Below are 18,137 nucleotides of genomic sequence, written 5' to 3'. Positions count from 1 at the left end.
ATCCTTCTGGTGGCTTCCGTGTTCATCCAAAACAGATAGTTATAACTGGGGATCAAGTCCATAGATGCGGATGGCAGTATCTCTGCGGATTGCGTCAGCCTCAGCTTTGTTGAGATTGGAGAGCCACTGATCGACAATTTGTACCCACGTAGCGTAGCTGCTTGCAAGATTGAGAACGGGCCAGTCAGAGCCAAACATTATGCGCGATGGGCCAAAGGCCTCCAGGACGTGATCAAAATACGGTTTGAGCGTGTCCGAGTTCCAATTGTCCACGTTGGCTTCCGTTGCCATGCCGGATAATTTGCAGTAAACATGCGGCCGTTCAGCAAGGCGAGAGATGTTTATTCTCCAGGGATCAAGGGCGCCATCGCGAATGCGGGGCTTGGCAATATGATCGAGAATAAAAACTTGGTTCGGGTGCTGGTCGACGAAAGAAATAGTTTGTGGAAGGTGACGCTCAAAGATGAGCAGGTCATAGCGAAGCCCATAAGACATGAGCGCACGGATTCCCGCATTGAAATCCGGGCGAAGCATGTATTCGTCGTCTGCTTCGTCATGCAAAATGTGACGCACCCCTTTCAGCAGCGGATTGCTCTTCCATTTGTCGAGCCACTCTGTGACATTCGGATCGATCAGGGGCACCCAGCCAACGACCCCTTTAACCAATAGTGAACTTTGCGCAACTGTGAGTAACCACTCAGTCTCTTCCACCGACTGGCGCGCCTGCACGGCTACGGTTCCGGTTACTCCGGAAACATTTGCTTCGATAGCTAGATCATGGACGCTGAAGTCTCTTCGGATAGCCTGCATTTGCGCCGACATCCATGGATACTCCGCTTCCGAGTAGCGCCACAGATGATGGTGGGCATCGATCCATTGGGTTCTCGGATGTTGTAATTTTGGTTCATCCATAGTTCGAATGCAAGTATTGCAATGAATGAGAAGCAACGTCAATATCCGCGAATAATATTTCTGCGATATCCTGATTATCTCGTTATCCTTGGGATTGACACTCTTTGTTTTGGAACTATATAAGGGACCTCTATAATGGTTCATCCATTCTTCATTTCTATAAGATAGATAAAGCCTGTTTTTGACAAAACCTTTCAGGAGGATCCCATGCCTACATCCGCACCTTCGATCTTTAGCAGCTTTGACGTTGTTCATTATGAGGGACCGGATACTCAGAATTCGCTTGCCTACCGCTGGTACGACGCCGACCGAATAGTGCTTGGCAAGCCCCTTCAGGAGCATCTGCGACCTGCGATTGCATACTGGCACAGCCTCGCATTGACCGGCGCAGATCCATTTGGCTCGGCAACGATCGACAGGCCGTGGATGCGTGAGCAGGATGCGATGACGGGCGCACGGATGAAGGCCGATGCGGCATTCGACCTGTTTCGCGTGCTCGGCGTTCCTTTCTTCACATTTCACGACAGGGACATTACTCCAGAGGGCGCGGACCTGAATAGTGGTCTTAAAAACCTGCATGAGATGGCGGATTATCTCGAAGAGAAGATGCAGGGAGCATCAGTCGGCGTGTTGTGGGGAACTGCGAACACATTTGCGCATCCACGCTTTATGGCGGGAGCGGCGACAAATCCTGATCCTGAGGTCTTTGCCTTCAGCGCTACCACCGTGAAGCACTGCATGGATGTGACAAAGCAGCTGAATGGCCAGAATTACGTGCTCTGGGGCGGTCGCGAGGGGTATGACACGCTGTTGAACACAAGCCTGCGGCGAGAACTGGATCAGCTCGGACGCTTCCTCAATCTGGTTGTCGAGCACAAGCACAAGATCGGCTTCCGCGGTGCAATTTTGATGGAGCCCAAACCCAAAGAGCCCACCAAGCATCAGTATGACTTTGATGTAGCGACGGTCTACGCTTTTTTGCAGCACTATGGTCTGGAGCATGAGGTAAAGCTGAATATTGAAGCAAACCACGCGACATTAGCCGGGCATAGTTTTGAGCACGAAATTTCTATGGCTGCTACCTTTGGGCTACTTGGCTCGCTCGACATCAACCGCGGCGACTTGCTGCTGGGATGGGACACGGATCAGTTTCCTAACAATCTTCTGGATACAACACTGGCCATGTATGAGGTGATTCGCGGCGGCGGCCTAGGCACCGGCGGGCTGAATTTTGATGCGAAGATCCGAAGGCAGTCAATTGAGTCAGAGGATCTGATTCATGCCCATATTGGCGGAATCGACCTGTGCGCGCGTGCGTTCCTCAATGCGGCAAAGTTGGTAGAGGGCAAGCAGCTTCCGGAGGTGGTGGAGCAGCGTTATGCGAACTGGAATGAAGAGTATGCGCAGTCGATGCTTCGCGGAAACCTCAGCCTGGAGGCGATTGCCGCTGACGCAGAGAAAAAGAACTTGAATCCGAAGCCGCGTTCCGGCCGGCAGGAGTGGATTGAGAACCTGGTTACGCGGAGCCTTTTCTAAATAATCTGGAGGACAATTGAGCCCGGCAACAATTGCCAGGCTCAATTGTGCTCACCAGGCGATGGTTGCTGGAAAGAATTCGGCGAACAGGTCATCGTAGTAAGGCTTGAGTTCCTTCAGATTCGGCTTGACATGACCCTTGGAGTAAAGATCGTACTTATTGAACTCGTTTACCCATCGAAACATTTCGCGATCCTGCTCGTTCATCAGGTAGCTGTATGCTCCATGCTTGTGTGCAGGGTAGAACGAGTGATAGCGGAGCATGTAAAGCGCTTCCTGCGGAAGGTGGTTTTTCGTGGCCTCGTAGATATAGCCGTCATGTCCAAAAGACATGTGAACCTTGTCTAGTCCGCAGTTAGGCTCATAAACACCGTATTTCGTTGAGTAAACTGGATGATTCAGATCCGGATTGTTCTTGAAGTATTCGGGGAAGACAATGTCTTCAGAAAAAGCACAGCCCACGGGAAACGTATCGCCCACAACACCCCATTGTGGCTCGCCCCAGAGACATAGGACTTTGCCCAGATCATGAACAAAGCCAGTTAAAACAAACCAGCGGGGATGGCCGTCGGCGCGAATGGCCTCAGAAGTTTGCAACAAATGCTCGATTTGCGTGAGATCGGTGTCCGGATCGCTATCATCCACCAGGGTGTTAAGAAACTCCGCGGCTTCCCAGATGGACTTCTGCCCTTTGTTCAGGGAGAAGTACTCTTTTTCTTTGGCAATCACATAATCAAAGCTCTGGTTTTCGTGGTTTTGCAAATAAAAACGGGCGACGCCGGGATTTGCCTGCGCATCGTATTGCCGAAACTCTTCCTCAGACCTGCCTTGCTTGTAACGTCCTTTGAGAAACTCATCCCACTGTTCCATATCGGCGCCCAGCGGAGCGTCCTGTGTGTTGGCAAGTCTCATACGCCTCCTTCATCTCTGTTCCGTTATCGGTAAGTTTTCTACACGACTACTGCCACAATTTTCTTTGACGCGCTTTCTGGTGCATGGTATGTCCTTCCCTGCCGGAATGCTCGTTCCGCTAGTTGAAATTTGTGTCGCGTCGCAGCCGCCACGCTCCAACAATCAGAACGGCAAGAAGAGCCAATGTGAGGATGATAAGCCAGAAATGATTCATCGGGATAGCGGGCATGGAGGCTGTGCGTGCAAAGCATACGAAGAACGCGATGGCTGCAAGCATAATAAGCAGATCCCACCAACGCCTTCCTTTGCCGGGATGCTCAGGATCCATGCCGCTCATGGCGCGAAGGGTTTCAAGGTAGTCGAGGTTGTAGCGCGTGCATTCTCGCTGGATGACCTCATTGCGTGAAGTATTTTCGCGCGCGGAGGTAATAGCGGAGCCCAGCAGGATAGCGCCAAGAATCATGCCCAATGAGCCGCCGGTGACGAGAACCATCTGAGAAACAGTGGCATTGCGCAGCTCCTGAAAAACAAGGCCGGCCCATGCCAAACCCCACAACTGGTTGGTGTTGGTAAGCGGAATGCCGCGGCCAATGCCAAGATACTTAGCCGCAAATTGCTGAAAGAGGTCGCCGACCACCCAGACAAAACCGCCGAGGAACAACCAGAACAGAACGTGCTGCGCGCCTTGTAGCTCCGCCACGATCGCATGGGCGCCGCCGCCCAGAGTTATGGCGAGCGCGGCTACGGTTGCAAGCTCGCCGAGGGTAAAGGCGGTGACAAACGAAAGCGGATTCATGCCGCTTATATAAGCCTTCCGGTAAGGGATATACATAGTTCCCCAAAGCAGGCAAGCTCCGAGAGCTGCAACGATGCCTCGGACAGGGTCACCTCCCGTGATGCTGGGGTGGCGCATGCTGCTAAAGCCAAGCAGTGTGGCGGAGAGCACAATGGCAAGCGCCCCTAAGCTGACGCGGATACGCGTGCCAAGACTAGAGCCTTTGAGCTCGCCAAAAAAGACACATCCCCAGAGAAGACCTACCAACGCATTGGCATTCCAAAGTGGAAATGCCATGGCCAGGCCAACGTCTCGGATGGCGATGACGGTGAGTGTGTTGGCAACGGCCCAGAGACCTCCCGCTAATAGCGCCCAGACGATGAGATGACGGCGGCGGTCTAGGTCACGAAAGATGTAGCCGGTTCCTTTAAGCAGTGTCGGAAATGTCCAGCGCGCGACAAAGACTCCCATAACCATGCAGAGAGAGATGGCAAAGGGCGAAAGGCCAGTTACCACCAGTTTCGTTGGCGCCTCTGCGGCGCCGAGCCATGCGCCTGCAACAAGTGCGCAACAGATACCAAGCCAGTGCAGACGGCTCTCTTCAAGGGGCCCAGGAGTATGGCTCATAGCAAAGGAGCCTCCGTTCAACTCAAAACAATGAGTAGCAGGATGCCAAACAGAAGGATGGCAGCCGGGACGAGAAAGTGCGCATCGGAAACGATAGTCCAGAGGGCGTTGGAGTTATTGTGAATGGTCACAGGCGGTTTGTTTCTCTCATTTCGTTACAGGTAGCGGGAAAAACAGTATTCTTTTGCGGAATTGCTGTCAATTTATTTCGATTGGGCGTGTCGCACCGCACATCATGAGGAAGGATGTAGCGAAGAAAAATAGCAGTGGGAAAGGCCTGAGGCATTGAAGACTCCATATTGATTGATAAAAGCACTGATGCGGATTCAGTTGTTCTCTGGGCGGCCGGTACACCAGGTATGGTTATGAATTGGCTCCAAAATGCGCAGCGTGGCATGGAGCAGTTCAGCATCGATTGGACTCTCAACGGCTCGCACTGCAGCTTCAACCTGTCGCACATTTGTTATACCAATCAAGGTAGAGGCAATTCCGGGCTGTGCCGCTGCGAATTGAATGGCAAAAGCCGCAGGGTCTGCACCTTCCGAGCGCAGAAAGTGAACGGCGCGCGCACACGTTTCACGGACAGCGGGGGGAGCAGGATGCCAAAGGGGTAACTTGGCTTCTGTCAGCAGGCCTTGCGAAAGCGCTCCCGCACTGATGACACCGATACCGTTCCTGGTCCATTCCGGCAGCTGGTCCAGCAATGTGGTATCGTTCAGCGTGCAATGATTGTATGAAAGGACGCAGTCTACCCGAGAAGACCGGGTGAGCGTGAGCAAGGCCGCGAGAGGGTAGCCGGTAATGCCAACATATCGCGCTTTTCCGGCAGCGATGATGCAGTGTAGCTCGGGGATGGCCTGTTCGGCGATGGTGCAGAGGTCTCCGTACTCAACGTCATGCACGTGAAGCAGGTCGACATAATCCAGTCCAAGCCGTGCAAGGCTTTCATCGATGCTGCTACGTGCGCGCTCCAGGCTGAAATCGAAGAGATCATCGCCATACCGGCCAACCTTTGTGGACAGTAGAAAACGATCTCGTGAGACTCCTTTGAGAGCTTTCCCGAGCACACTTTCGGCACGGGTGTAACCGTAGAAAGGCGACACATCGATTAACGTGATGCCGCTTGCAAGGGCCGCATGGACGGCAGCAATGGCATCGGCCTCTTCGACCGGACCAAATACGCCACCGCCGAGAGAAGACGCTCCAAACCCAATGGCGGAAACCATGATTCCTGTAGACCCGAGGGGGTTTTTCTTCATGGTGCCTCAGTGGAAGATTGCGTACATGGTGACGAGGACAGCGAGAAGTACGGCAGCCATTAAACGAGGATCGCCGGCGCCGCTGAGCGGTTGGCGCGTGAGAACGGCGAAAGGATTCGGCCAGGTGAGTCCTTCAATAGCCTCGCGGCGTGGCGGCGGAGTTGCAAGGCTGACCGCAATGTAAAGCAGACTGCATAAGCAGAACATCCACCAGGCTTGCATAAGGAAACTGATGCCGAGCTCGTCGCTCAACAGGCGAGTATTACCAATGACCGGAAGATCGACCAAGAAAGCCGCAATCCCCATCGCCAACCCTCCAAGCAAAGTAGCAATCGATGCCTGGTATGTACCGCGCTTCCAGAAGACGCCGAAGAGAAAGACCGTTGTGATGGGAGGCGCCAGGTCTGACGCAATGATGTTGATTGCCGCAAATATACTGGAGAAACGCGCGCCCTGCGTTGACCACAAGATGGCTAGCACCATAACAATGGCAGAGCTGATGCGTCCCGCGCGCACCACTTGCGCGTCTGAGAGCGATGGCCGCAGGCGTTTGACGAGATCGACGGCTAGAAGAGTGCCAGAGCTGTTCATTGCAGCGGAAACGGCGCTCATCAGCGCCGCAAGCACAGCCGCACTGATGATGCCGCGAAGGCCTGCGGGGATGAGTTGCTCGATCAACACGGGCAAAGTGGCATTCGCATCTGCGCCAATGCGGTCCTTGAAGAGAACATAGGCAATGACCCCAGGAAGAATCAGCAGGAACATGGGCAGGAACTTCAGGTACCCGGCAAAGAGGGGACCGAGTTGCGCATCCCGCTCCGAACGAGCCCCCAGAACCCGCTGCACAATAGTTTGATCAGTGCACCAGTACCATATGCCGAGGATTGGATAGCCAAGGAAAACCGCGTACCAATTAAGTCCCACTTTGCTGTGAGTCTGCAGAACGTGTAGCTGGTTTGGCCGCGTTGCCGCGCGAAAGTCGGCGAGCGAATGGATTCCATGCGCTGGCAGTGCGCGGATGGCAAAGAACGTGATGAGGCAAATGCCAAAGAGTAGAACGCAGGTATTGAGTGTCTCAGTCATCACTACGGCTTTCAATCCGCCGGCAATGGTGTAGATGGAGATAACTACGGCGATCAATAGGACCGAAAGCTCGACCGGCAGGTTGAAGAACTGGTGAAAAACAACAGCGCCCGCATAAAGGCTCATGCCGATGTGGATAAAGAGCGCAGCAAGGATCGCCATAACAGCGAGAATGGAGCGCGAGGCCGGCGAATAGCGGCGTTCTAGAAACTCCGGAAGAGTTCCAATGCGGCTCCGAAAGTAAAAGGGAGCGAATGTCAGCGAGAGCAGGACTAATGTAAATGCCGCCATCCATTCAAAGTTGCCCCATACAAGACCGTCGGTATAACCGGAAGCGGTGAGGCCAACCAGATGAATGGTTGAAATATTTGAAGCAAAAAGCGCGGCGCCGACCACCGGCCACGTAAGACTTCTTCCAGCCAAAAAAAAGACCTGTCCCGTGATGTGCGAGCGCCTGGCTGACAACAATCCGACGGCCAGGATGAGTGCGATATAAGCAACGATAATAACCAGATCAAAGGGAGGAATGGTGGCAGACTGATAAGCCGTCATTTCTTTCCTTCCATCGCATTGCTTCCCAGCGACACAATGGCTTTGATGAGGCGGGGCCTGGCTGGCAATTCCGCAAACTCACTGGCAACGTCGGAGATGGTAAGCCGATCGGTGATCCACTCCTTCACGCTGATCTCTCCATTTTCCATCATGCGCAGGATGCGCGGGAATTGATGTGCGCTATTGCGGCTGGCCAACAGCGTGATCTCGCGCTTGTGAAAGAAGCTGTCGTCTAATATGACCGGATTGCTGGTAAGGCCGACAAAGACCAGCCTTCCGCCTGGCGCAACGTGATGCAGGCTTTCCGCCATGACCTTCGCGTTACCGGTCGCATCGAAAACAATATCTGCGCTCAGCTCTTCCGTAGAAGTAGCCACATCGAATCCCTGTTTTTGCGCAAACTCGCGTCGGTATTGATTTGGTTCAACCACAGTCACCCGGCAGCCAGCAGCACGAGCAAAGAGCGCCGTTCCCAAGCCAATCGGCCCCGCACCTATCACTAGTGTTGCCTCCCCTTCATGCGCTCCGCTACGCGCCACCGCGTGACTACCGATGCCCAGTGTTTCCACCAGCGCCAACTCATCCGGAGACAGCGTTGCAGAGCGGTGAAGAAGCCGGTAAGGAACCGCAAGAATCTCCTGCATACCGCCGTCACGATGAACACCGAGAACCTCAAGACGCTCACAGCAGTTAGGCCTGCCCATGCGGCATGTACTGCACTCACCGCAGTTTACATAGGGCTCAATGGCGCAGCGGTCGCCAATCTGGATGCTGAATTCGTTATCCTCGGCATGAATCACGGTTCCGGCGAGCTCGTGTCCAATGACGCGTGGATACACATAAGCTGGATGCCGTCCTGCAAAGGCATGAAAATCAGATCCGCACACGCCTATGCTATTGATTCGCACCAGGGCGCAGTCCGACGGGCAGGAAGGCGGATCTACATCGCGGGAGAGGAATTGCCCAGGAGCGGTGAGCACAAGCTGACGCATAGTGGCGATTGGTTCATCCTTTCTTCCAAGAAGAAAATTATGCCGCGACGGCACGAACAGCGTCAATAAGAATTCCTGTTTTAGCAAATTTTGTTCACTGAAATGATTATTGGTTGCCCAATTGTGAGCAAAACCGTTGGATAACCGTTCCATCCGGCGGCTCGCAGTGACATAATCGATTTCACAATGGCTAAGCCGCGCACCCCACGGAGTTCCTCGCCTGCGAGCAGTGTTACCACTTCATTGATTGCGGAGATCAAGAGCATGATTGCCAGCGGGGCGCTTGGCCCGGGCTCTCGGCTTCCGGCTGAGCGGGATATGGCAAAACAGTTTCACGTTAATCGCGCCTCTGTACGACAGGTTCTCAAGGTGCTGGAGATGATGGGGGTGCTGACGCAGCGTGTCGGCGACGGAACCTATCTCAGCATGAGCGCCGAAGCGATTCTGAACGAGCCGCTTGACTTCCTCGTTCTGCTGGATGATCTTTCCCACCACGAGCTTTTCGAAACAAGGCTCATTGTTGAGCCGGAACTCGCGGCTCGTGCTGCTGATCGCGCGACAGCGGAAGATCTCAATTCCCTGCGCGCTGCAGTTACCGCTATGCAGAATTCAGCCAGCACCGAGGAGCGTCTTGCGGCGGATATGGCTTTTCACGATGCCATTTTTCGCGCCAGCGGCAACCGTATCTGTCAACTCTTGTTCAAGCGGATTCATCGAACTGTGCTCACCAGCATGAGCCATCTGTCAAACCGCGTCGCGCTTGAGCAGCCGCTAGCCTTCCATAAGCGGATCTATACAGCGATTCGTGCACACGATGCTGAAGCGGCACGGCAGCTCATGCGCGAGCATATTCTGGATGCGCGCTCATTGCTTTCGCAAAGACCCGATACAAAAAACGCGCGCTTATAGACCTTAGTTCCACACCTGGCCGCGCCATACGGATGGGCTTTTTCCTGTCCGCTGCTTAAAGCGGCGTGACAGATGAAACTGATTTACAAATCCGGTACAGTTCGCGATTTCCGCAATGGAAAAGCCGGTATGGAGCAGCAGGTCAGAGGCCAGATCGAGGCGGGTGGCATAAAGCTGTTCCATCGGCGTAGGCCGATTAGCCAGCCTGCATAGCTTGAGTAAATGCTGCCGCGAGACTCCTGCTGCGCGCGCAATATCGTTGAGTTGCAGCGGGCACGCAGAAGATTCCGCGAGAAAACGGTCCATGCGCCATAATACGGTTTCGCCGGGATGTGAAGCCTTGCGGCGGTCGCGGACTGCCGAGGCAAATGTGCACAGGATGCTGATGCCCAGTGCTTCACAAGCCGCGTTGTGCAGTGAGTCCGCGGCTGAGGCGGACACAGCGTCGTGCCGCGCTATATCCAATAATGTGGCCATTCGACCGAGAAAAGGTAAAGGGCCGCCATGCAACTCGAACTGTTGCTGCAATTCAAAACTGAGCAGTGAGGGCTCTACTGCCACCCAGCTATGGCGTGTCTCCCGATGCGGCGCAAAGTGGAAGTGCTCCCGATGGCCAGGACGTAGAAGAATTCCGTGCCCTTCTGGAATCTCAATGACCTGGTTATCAAGGGTCAGCGTGAGAAAACCGGTATGAATGACCACAAGTTGGTAGTCGGTCTGACGTCGCGGCCCAAAGCTTCCACCCTTGGCGTAGAGAACATCGCCGATGACCACCCGGCCTCTCTGCAACCGGGCGTAGGTCTTAGTAAGACGTTGGGCCTCAATGGGAATTTCATCCATAAAATGATTCACCGTGGGCAAGAGGGCGACCTTTGAGTTCATTTGGGATATATATCTTGTCTCCTGAGCCATTGTCTATCGTCCATCGCGAAGCGCACACTCTTTCCATCGCGGATTGCGCGCAATTGTGGAAAGAAGTATCCATATTCAGGAAAGGGGGCGATGATGCCGGCTGCGAAGCAGATAGAAAGAATGGCGAAGCCGGCGCGTAGACAATTTGGGTTTCTACTGCTCATGACGGGCGTGGCCGCACTTGGCGGATTGCTTTTTGGATATGACACCGCCGTAATTTCCGGGGCAATCGGCCCGCTAGCCGCGCATTTTCACCTTGGCGCGGCTGCTACAGGATGGGCAGCCAGCTCTGCGCTGGCCGGTTGTGTTCTAGGCGCGGCAGGCGCTGGGTGGGGCTGCGATTTGTATGGTCGCCATCGCTTCCTCCTTCTGGCTGGCATCTGTTTTCTAGTTTCCGCTGCGGGAACGGCCATGGCCAATTCTCTCGGAACGCTGGTAGCTTTCCGCATCCTGGGAGGCATGGGTATTGGCGCAGCCTCTGTAGTTAGCCCGCTCTATATATCTGAGTCATCCCCGGCTCGCTGGCGAGGGCGGCTCGTAGCGGTAAATCAACTCGCCATCGTTTCAGGCATGTTGCTGATCTATCTGGTGAACTATCAGATTACGCATAACTGCGACGCGCAGTGGAATGAGACTACGGGATGGCGATGGATGTTTGCTTCAGGCATCCTCCCTTCTGCATTGTTAATGCTGCTTCTTTCTACAGTTCCAGAGACTGCGCGCTTTCTGCTGCTTAAAGGACGCAGCGCAGAGGCGGAAAAGGTAGCTGCGCTTACAGGCGCCGAGATGCTGAATGAAATTCACGCCGGTGAGCATAGCGCAGTGCCCATCCTGAATCGCAAAAGAATGTATGCGGTCGGCATTCTGCTGGCGGTGCTGCAACAGGTTACCGGAATCAACGTATTTCTCTACTACGCTCCGTCGATCTTTGCCCACGCCAGTCATTCGGGCGATGTGGCGCTTCAGCAGACAATTGCGGTAGGAGCGGTCAACGTAATTTTTACGATTATTGCAATGTTGTTGGTAGATCGCGCCGGGCGTAAGCCATTGCTTCTTGGCGGCTCAGCAGGAATGGCAGTATGCCTGGTTGCGATGGGATGGGCAATCATGCGCGGAAACAATTCCGCATGGCTGCTCTTTTTTGTGCTGGCCTACATCGCTTGTTTTGCATTGTCTGTAGGACCGGTTACGTGGATTTTGCTTGCGGAGCTATTTCCTTCCAAGAGCCGAGGAATGGCGATGGCCGTCAGCACTGCTGTACTATGGGCAGCAAATTTCGTGGTCTCGCAGACTTTTCCAATGTTGGACCAGAGCGCACGGCTGATTGCCCGGTTTAACCATGGTTTTCCTTTCTTTTTCTATGCTGGCTTTTGCCTTCTGGAAATATGGTTTGTCGCCGCTTTTGTCCCGGAAACGAAGAACAAGCGACTCGAAGAGATCGCACGTCAGTGGTCCGTCAAGGAGTGAGTGTGATCGACGGGATAGATTTTCTCAAGGGTGCAGGCGCGGCTCCCGAATGCTCCCGACTGTACATGCAGTCTGAATGTCCTGGAACCATGCGTAAGCAAGTGAGGAATCACTGGACCCGCTTTTCTTAAAGGAGTCTGTTCTATGTCTGTACCGGTTGAAACCGCAGAGGCAAAGACGTGCACACCGGATTACAGCCTGATCGGTGTTAATGCAAGGCTCGCTGTCGAACAGGGGCTCGCGGAGGCTGACTGGTACCAGTGCGATGTGCCGCGTGCAAGACTGCGCAGTTTGTTGGAACGACGTGACGGGCCTGCGATCCGCGACACGCTACTATGGCTTGCACTGATTGCCGGCAGCGGTATCGCCACATGGCGCTTGTGGGGAACGTGGTGGGCGGCTTTGCCTTATGTCTTCTATGCCGTGCTTTATGCCTCAACCTCTGATTCTCGTTGGCACGAGTCAGGCCACGGCACAGCTTTCAAGACGGATTGGATGAACAATGCGCTTTATGAGCTCGCCTCCTTCATGGTTATGCGCGAATCGGTCGTGTGGCGATGGAGTCACACGCGGCATCACAGCGATACGATCATTGTTGGGCGCGATCCAGAGATCGCCGTGCCACGGCCTCCCAGCCTTCTGCGCCTGATTGGCGCCTTCTTCAATCTGCCGGTATATCCCTCGTACTTTAGGCACATTGTGATTCATGCCTTTGGCAGAATGACTGCGGCAGAGAAAACCTACATCCCTGAAACCGAGTTTCGCAAGGTCTACCGCAGGGCGCGCGTATATCTGTCCATTTATGTGACAGTGATTGCGTTGGCGGCTAGTATGCAAAGCATTCTGCCCTTGATGCTGATTGGATTGACAAATCTCTTCGGCACGTGGCTCATGGTGGTCTATGGTCTTACCCAGCACGCCGGCCTGGCGGAAAACGTGCTCGACCATCGGCTGAATTGCAGAACCGTATATATGAACTCAATGCATCGCTTCCTCTACTGGAACATGAACTACCATGTCGAGCACCATATGTTCCCACTGGTTCCCTATCACGCGCTTCCTAAGCTGCATGAAGCAGTCAAAGACGATTGTCCTCCGCCATATCCCAGCCTGCTCGCGGCATGGCGCGAGATTGCTCCCGCAGTACTGCGGCAGGTGAAGGATCCCGCATATCACGTAAAGCGCAAACTGCCTGAGGCGCGTAAACGTGCAAATAAAAACATCTTCGTTTCAAAGCAGATTCCTGACGCAGACGGCTGGGTTCCAGTCTGCGATGCAAGCAGGCTTCCCTGTGCGGATGTGTTGCGCTTCGATCACGGCAAGAAAAGCTTTGCAATTTACCGTGACAACGCCAGTCGTCTTTATGCAACGGACGGCATATGCACGCACGGCAATGTGCATTTGAGTCAAGGTCTGGTGAAGGATGACATCATTGAATGCTCCAAACACAATGGCCGTTTCTATCTGGCAGATGGCTCACCGGCTCGCGCACCAGTTTGCCGCGGTCTCGCTACCTACCCAGTGCAAGAGCAAGAGGGGGTATTACAGATTAACGTTGCGAAGCCTGGTGGCGCCGGTGGACGCGCACCAAAAACATATCAGCTTCGTGTAGTTAGCAATCGGAATGTTGCCACCTTTATCAAAGAACTTGTTCTTGTATCGGAAACAAACGAAGAGATTGCCTTTTTTCCTGGCGATTATCTGCAAATTGATATTCCCGCGTACGACGAAATTCGCTTTCGTGACTTCGACATCCCCGCCCCATTCCGAAAGGTATGGGAGCAACAGCACGTCTTTGATCTGGTTGTGCGCAACGTTGATGGAGCCCGGCGTAACAATTACTCTCTGGCAAGCAATCGACACACAGAAGGAACTCTGCGCTTCAATGTACGGATTGCGACGACGCCGCCAGGACAGGACTGCCTTCCAGGCATTGGGTCGAGCTATATCTTCAGCCTCAAGCCTGGCGACACGGTGACAGCCGTAGGCCCGTCCGGCGATTTTCATATTAAGCCGACACAGAAAGAGATGGTTTACATAGGCGGTGGAGCAGGGATGGCGCCTCTGCGCGCCCATATCTCATATTTGCTCGAAACAGAACAAAGCGCCCGCCGCATCAGCTTTTGGTATGGCGCGCGCTCACGCCAGGAAATCTTCTACGCCGATTACTTCGAGCGTTTGGCTGAGCTACATCCTAACTTTCACTTCCATTTGGCTCTTTCCTCTCCTCTTTCCGAGGATGAATGGATAGGCCACACAGGATTTATTCACGACGTATTGTTTCAAAACTATCTACGCAGTCACTCTTCTCCACAGCAGGCCGAGTACTACCTGTGCGGACCGCCCATGATGATCAAGGCCTGTATTCGCACGCTGAGTGAGTTGGACATATCAGAGCGACAGATTGCCTTTGATGAATTTTAAGTGACTGCTGCACTATTGCATGCTGAAAGAAGGATGAGCATCTGTCTTTAATGTCGAGTAAGCCGATTAAACCTCGTTGCAGCATCGCGACCTCGCGTATTGCTCCGTGGTAACGAGGTCGGTAGCCGGATTCTAATTACACCTTCCCGGTAATATACCGGAGAATTTTTTCGTCATGCAATCCACTCTAAACATCAAGACGTTGATAGCTAGCAGAAACATGTAATGTTCTCAGCAAACACGCGACGATAATATTTGCGCTGTAAGGGGTGTCAGGTCGATCGATGTCTTTTAGTGAGCACTCTTCCCGGGTTGCCGCTGAGGGGCATAACGATCACGACGCATCCTTATAAGTACCGCGGTGCAATGGCAGCGCAGAGGAGAATATCGATGCTCAAAGGTTTCCACTATCCACTCACCCCGAAAGGAAAGTCGACGCTCAATCCGCCTCCGCCCTGGTACTATTCATCCGACTTCCTCAACATTGAGTTCTGGTCCGATCCTGCAGCAGTGGCAGCTTTGCTGCCTCCTGGGCTAGATCCCGATCCAGCGGGAAGCGGCCACGGCAATGCTCTTTTCTATGACTGGCAGTTCACCGGAGCCAATGAGGAGTATCTGGATCCGGCTCGTTATCAGTATCGTGAGTTCTTCCTTTTGCTCGATGCCCTGTTTGAAGGCAAGCCAGTATGCTATTGTCCGTATATCTTCGTCGACAACGACGCTGCGATCGCGCGAGGATGGACTCAAGGTTACCCCAAGCGCCTCGGCCAGGTCTTTCAGACTCGCTACTATGCTGCGACCGGTAAGGCAGGTCCCGCGCTAGCACCAGGATCAAAGTTCGCGGGCTCATTGACAGCAAGTGGCCGACGGCTGGCTCAAGGCCTGGTCACGCTGAAAAAGCCTATCACGGATCCCGCAGCCCTTAAGCAGCGTCCGGTTGTCAATTTGTTGCATACGCCGCGCCTGGCAGCAGGCAAACAGAGCAAACCGGCTGTTCACGAGCTCGTCGAAAACGCGCCGCATGATATCAAGATCGAGCAGGCGTGGATCGGTGACGGGCTTCTTACATTACCAGTTGTAGACGGAGAAGACGTCTCGGATCTCGCCCCCGTTCGTTGCGGCAAAGGGATTCGTGCCTCAATGGCGTATGTCGTTGATGATCTCAAGACATTGAAAGATCTAACAAAGTGAAGCTGGGGGCCAGCGTTCACAATGAATCTGACTCGGTCGTTATCAAGTCTTTTACTTGGATGGCTAAAAGCGAGCAGAACGAAATGTCAGATGGATGAGATGACAGCAGGAAATCCCAAGCTGAAATCCTCAATGACACGGAGCGGCACCTGAAGAGAATCGACTGCAACCTTCCTGACTCTCTCTATGAAGCTCTCATCGATCGAATGCAGACTGATAAGACCAGCTGCGATCACATCGTGTCGACCGCGTTGTCACAATGTCTCGGCAAACCACTTCACACGTTATTTCAAGTGTCTACGTCCGCGGCACTCGTTGAAGGCCTTTACCAGGGCGCGGTCAAAGTCGCTCGACTCCTGAGTCATGGCGATTTTGGGCTAGGTACATTCATAGATCTAGACGGTGAAATGGTCATCCTTGATGGAGTCTGTTACAAGGTTTCCTTCGATGGCACAGTCTCCCGCGTTGAAGGTGATCGCCTAATCCCATACGCCGTCATCACGCGTTTCAATGCCGAGTTTTCAGAGCATCATCCTAAATTGACAAATTTCTCTGAGTTAGTTGCAGCTTGCGATCAATTGAGAGAGTCAGAAAACGTGTTTTACGCATTTCGCGTTGACGGAACATTTTCTTTGATCAAGACACGAGTTATGAAGCCAGTCCCAGAGGGAACCGGGCTGAAAGCCGCTGCATCTGCGCAACAGGAATTTCTTTTCCAGCAGCGAGAGGGGACGCTGGTCGGACTTTGGTCGCCTGGGTTTGCAGGCTCGTTTAGTGTTCCCGGATACCACTTTCACTTCTTGTCCACAGACCGAAAAAGAGGAGGTCATGTTCTGGAACTGAGAGCGGATGATGTGACGATCGGGGGATGTGCGATGCACGAGATGCATGTCTCTTTGCCTGAGACCGAGGAATTTCTCAAAGCCGACCTCAGCCGGGATCCAAATAACGACTTGGCGAACGCGGAACGAAATCACGAAAGATAACGGGATTTGGGCTTCGAAAGGAATTATGAGTTCCAATACATCTAAGTCAGGTGCGCAAATTGTTGTGGAGTCGCTTGAACGACACCGAGTCACGCACGTATTCGGCATTCCCGGCGCAAAGATTGATAAGGTGTTCGATACTCTGAAGTTTTCTTCGATCGAAACAGTTGTGTGCCGCCACGAGCAGAACGCAGCTTTCATTGCCGGGGGAATAGGGCGACTGACGGGCAGGGCCGGAGTAGCAATCGCAACGTCAGGCCCTGGGGTCAGTAACCTCGCCACAGGGCTTGCCACCGCAAACAGCGAGGGAGATCCAGTGGTGGCTCTTGGTGGATCAGTCCCTACATCTCAGAGTCTCAAGCAGGTTCATCAGGCTCTGCAGGCCGTGTCGGTACTGAAGCCTGTGACAAAGTTTTGCGCGGAAGTTGGTTCATCTGAATCTATTGGCGAGGTCATAGCAAATGCTTTCCGGGCAGCGGAGTCAGATCGGCCAGGAGCAGCATATGTGAACTTGCCAAAAGACATTATGGAGAGAGAAGCAAAATGCGAAGCTCTCGATCTCAGTGCCAATCCCAAATTCGGACCCGGCAGTCACGAATCGCTCGTAGCTGCTGCCAAGATCATCAACGGTGCACAGCGTCCTGTGCTTTTGCTGGGCCTACTGGCCAGTAGACCGGAGAACGCTGAAGCCGTTCGGGCATTTCTTCGTAAAGCCGAGCTACCGATTGTTGGCACCTTCCAGGCAGCGGGAACGGTTTCGTCAGATCTCTTCAAGAACTTTGCAGGCCGGATCGGACAGTTGGATAATACTCCAGGCGATGAGCTTTTGAGTTCAGCGGACGTCATTATCACGGTAGGCTATGATCCTGTTGAGTACGACCCCTCGTTCTGGAATCATTCCCGGACCGCGCGGATCATTCATATCGATTCCACACGTGCGGATGCCGATAATTTCTATTCCCCAGCCGTCGAAGTCCTGGGAGACATTGCCGCCAGCGTGTCCGCCCTGGCCGCGCTTATCAATCCTCTCGTCCTAGCGCCGGACGTCGATCGCTTCCTATTGGCGCTTGCCTCGAAGAGGGCCCTGAGAGTTAAATACTCGGATCAATATACAGGGAATCCGATCCATCCCCTTAGACTCGTCGCGGAGCTTCAGAAGTGGCTTACAGATGATGTCACTTTGTGTCTCGATATGGGCTCATTCCATCTCTGGATCGCACACTTTCTTTTCAGCTTCCGGGCGCGCCAGATTCTGATCAGTAATGGCCAGCAGACGCTTGGTGTCGCGCTGCCTTGGGGAATCGCATCGTGCCTGGTAAGACCAAACGAAAAGACACTCTCAATCTCGGGTGATGGAGGGTTTCTGTTTTCCGCGATGGAGCTCGAAACTGCAGTGAGATTGAAGCTCAACCTCGTTCATATGGTTTGGATCGACGACACCTACGACATGGTGGCTGTTCAGGAACAGCCAAAGTACAAACGAACTTCAGGAATCAAGTTCGGGCCAGTTGACGTAGTGAAGTTGGTCTGCCCGGCTTGCTTTGTACCAGTGACTAAGAGACACACTGGAATGAGGAGAGCAAGATGGCACGAGGTAAGC

General features: G+C 53.6%; 14 protein-coding genes. 7 read left to right on the top strand and 7 right to left on the bottom strand.

The window, feature by feature from the left end; translation table 11 throughout:
• Positions 1 to 39: 39 nt before the first annotated feature.
• Positions 40 to 912: an amidohydrolase family protein gene (locus VO84_RS19220; protein ID WP_058189415.1), complete on the bottom strand. Its 873-nt coding sequence runs from the start codon at positions 910 to 912 to the stop codon at positions 40 to 42.
• 207 nt (positions 913 to 1,119) lie between these two features.
• Between VO84_RS19220 and xylA the strand changes: the two genes are divergently transcribed.
• Positions 1,120 to 2,448: a xylose isomerase gene (xylA, locus tag VO84_RS19215; protein ID WP_058189414.1), complete on the top strand. Its 1,329-nt coding sequence runs from the start codon at positions 1,120 to 1,122 to the stop codon at positions 2,446 to 2,448.
• 51 nt (positions 2,449 to 2,499) lie between these two features.
• Here the strand turns inward: xylA and VO84_RS19210 are convergent, their stop codons facing one another.
• The 5 genes from VO84_RS19210 to VO84_RS19190 all read right to left on the bottom strand — a co-directional run bounded on the left by VO84_RS19210 (position 2,500) and on the right by VO84_RS19190 (position 8,648).
• Positions 2,500 to 3,360, bottom strand: coding sequence for an inositol oxygenase (locus VO84_RS19210; RefSeq protein ID WP_231738094.1), 861 nt, complete (start codon positions 3,358 to 3,360; stop codon positions 2,500 to 2,502).
• Positions 3,361 to 3,478: 118 nt separating this feature from the next.
• On the bottom strand, positions 3,479 to 4,762 hold the full coding sequence (locus tag VO84_RS19205; protein ID WP_058189413.1) for a DMT family transporter: 1,284 nt from the start codon (positions 4,760 to 4,762) through the stop codon (positions 3,479 to 3,481).
• A 326-nt stretch (positions 4,763 to 5,088) separates the two neighbouring features.
• The gene (locus VO84_RS19200; RefSeq protein ID WP_058189412.1) at positions 5,089 to 6,021 is read right to left on the bottom strand and encodes an aldo/keto reductase; all 933 of its coding nucleotides are present in this window, start codon (positions 6,019 to 6,021) and stop codon (positions 5,089 to 5,091) included.
• A gap of 6 nt (positions 6,022 to 6,027) precedes the next feature.
• Complete coding sequence (locus VO84_RS19195; protein ID WP_058189411.1) at positions 6,028 to 7,656, bottom strand: sodium:solute symporter; 1,629 nt, start codon at positions 7,654 to 7,656, stop codon at positions 6,028 to 6,030.
• Positions 7,653 to 8,648 carry a zinc-binding alcohol dehydrogenase family protein gene (locus VO84_RS19190; protein ID WP_082662209.1) on the bottom strand — a complete coding sequence of 332 codons (996 nt, stop codon included), beginning with the start codon at positions 8,646 to 8,648 and terminating at the stop codon, positions 7,653 to 7,655. Before VO84_RS19190 ends, VO84_RS19195 begins: the two co-directional genes overlap by 4 nt.
• Before the next feature lie 186 nt (positions 8,649 to 8,834).
• Here VO84_RS19190 and VO84_RS19175 point away from each other — a divergent pair, with 186 nt between their 5' ends.
• The gene (locus VO84_RS19175; RefSeq protein ID WP_082662208.1) at positions 8,835 to 9,557 is read left to right on the top strand and encodes a FadR/GntR family transcriptional regulator; all 723 of its coding nucleotides are present in this window, start codon (positions 8,835 to 8,837) and stop codon (positions 9,555 to 9,557) included.
• 3 nt (positions 9,558 to 9,560) lie between these two features.
• Here VO84_RS19175 and VO84_RS19170 read toward each other — a convergent pair whose 3' ends face one another.
• On the bottom strand, positions 9,561 to 10,439 hold the full coding sequence (locus VO84_RS19170) for a helix-turn-helix transcriptional regulator (protein WP_058189406.1): 879 nt from the start codon (positions 10,437 to 10,439) through the stop codon (positions 9,561 to 9,563).
• A 120-nt stretch (positions 10,440 to 10,559) separates the two neighbouring features.
• On the opposite strand from VO84_RS19170, the gene VO84_RS19165 reads away from it, so the two are divergent.
• The 5 genes from VO84_RS19165 to alsS form a co-directional block, all read left to right on the top strand.
• The gene (locus VO84_RS19165) at positions 10,560 to 11,936 is read left to right on the top strand and encodes a sugar porter family MFS transporter (protein WP_058189405.1); all 1,377 of its coding nucleotides are present in this window, start codon (positions 10,560 to 10,562) and stop codon (positions 11,934 to 11,936) included.
• Between the two features lie 144 nt (positions 11,937 to 12,080).
• Entirely contained in the window at positions 12,081 to 14,360 is a 2,280-nt protein-coding gene (nqrF, locus tag VO84_RS19160) for an NADH:ubiquinone reductase (Na(+)-transporting) subunit F (RefSeq protein WP_058189404.1), read from the top strand.
• A 390-nt stretch (positions 14,361 to 14,750) separates the two neighbouring features.
• Positions 14,751 to 15,551 carry an acetoacetate decarboxylase family protein gene (locus VO84_RS19155; protein WP_058189403.1) on the top strand — a complete coding sequence of 267 codons (801 nt, stop codon included), beginning with the start codon at positions 14,751 to 14,753 and terminating at the stop codon, positions 15,549 to 15,551.
• Between the two features lie 206 nt (positions 15,552 to 15,757).
• Positions 15,758 to 16,537, top strand: a complete 780-nt coding sequence (budA, locus tag VO84_RS19150; RefSeq protein ID WP_058189402.1) for an acetolactate decarboxylase — start codon at positions 15,758 to 15,760, stop codon at positions 16,535 to 16,537.
• On the top strand, positions 16,440 to 18,137 hold a 1,698-nt coding region (alsS, locus tag VO84_RS19145; RefSeq protein ID WP_331458452.1), incomplete at its 3' end, for an acetolactate synthase AlsS. The genes budA and alsS, both read left to right, overlap by 98 nt.

The organism is Occallatibacter gabretensis (genome assembly GCF_001449115.1).
Lineage (GTDB): Bacteria > Acidobacteriota > Terriglobia > Terriglobales > Acidobacteriaceae > Telmatobacter > Telmatobacter gabretensis.
Note: the sequence above shows the minus strand (reverse complement) of the source record. Positions and strands in the feature narration are given on the sequence as shown.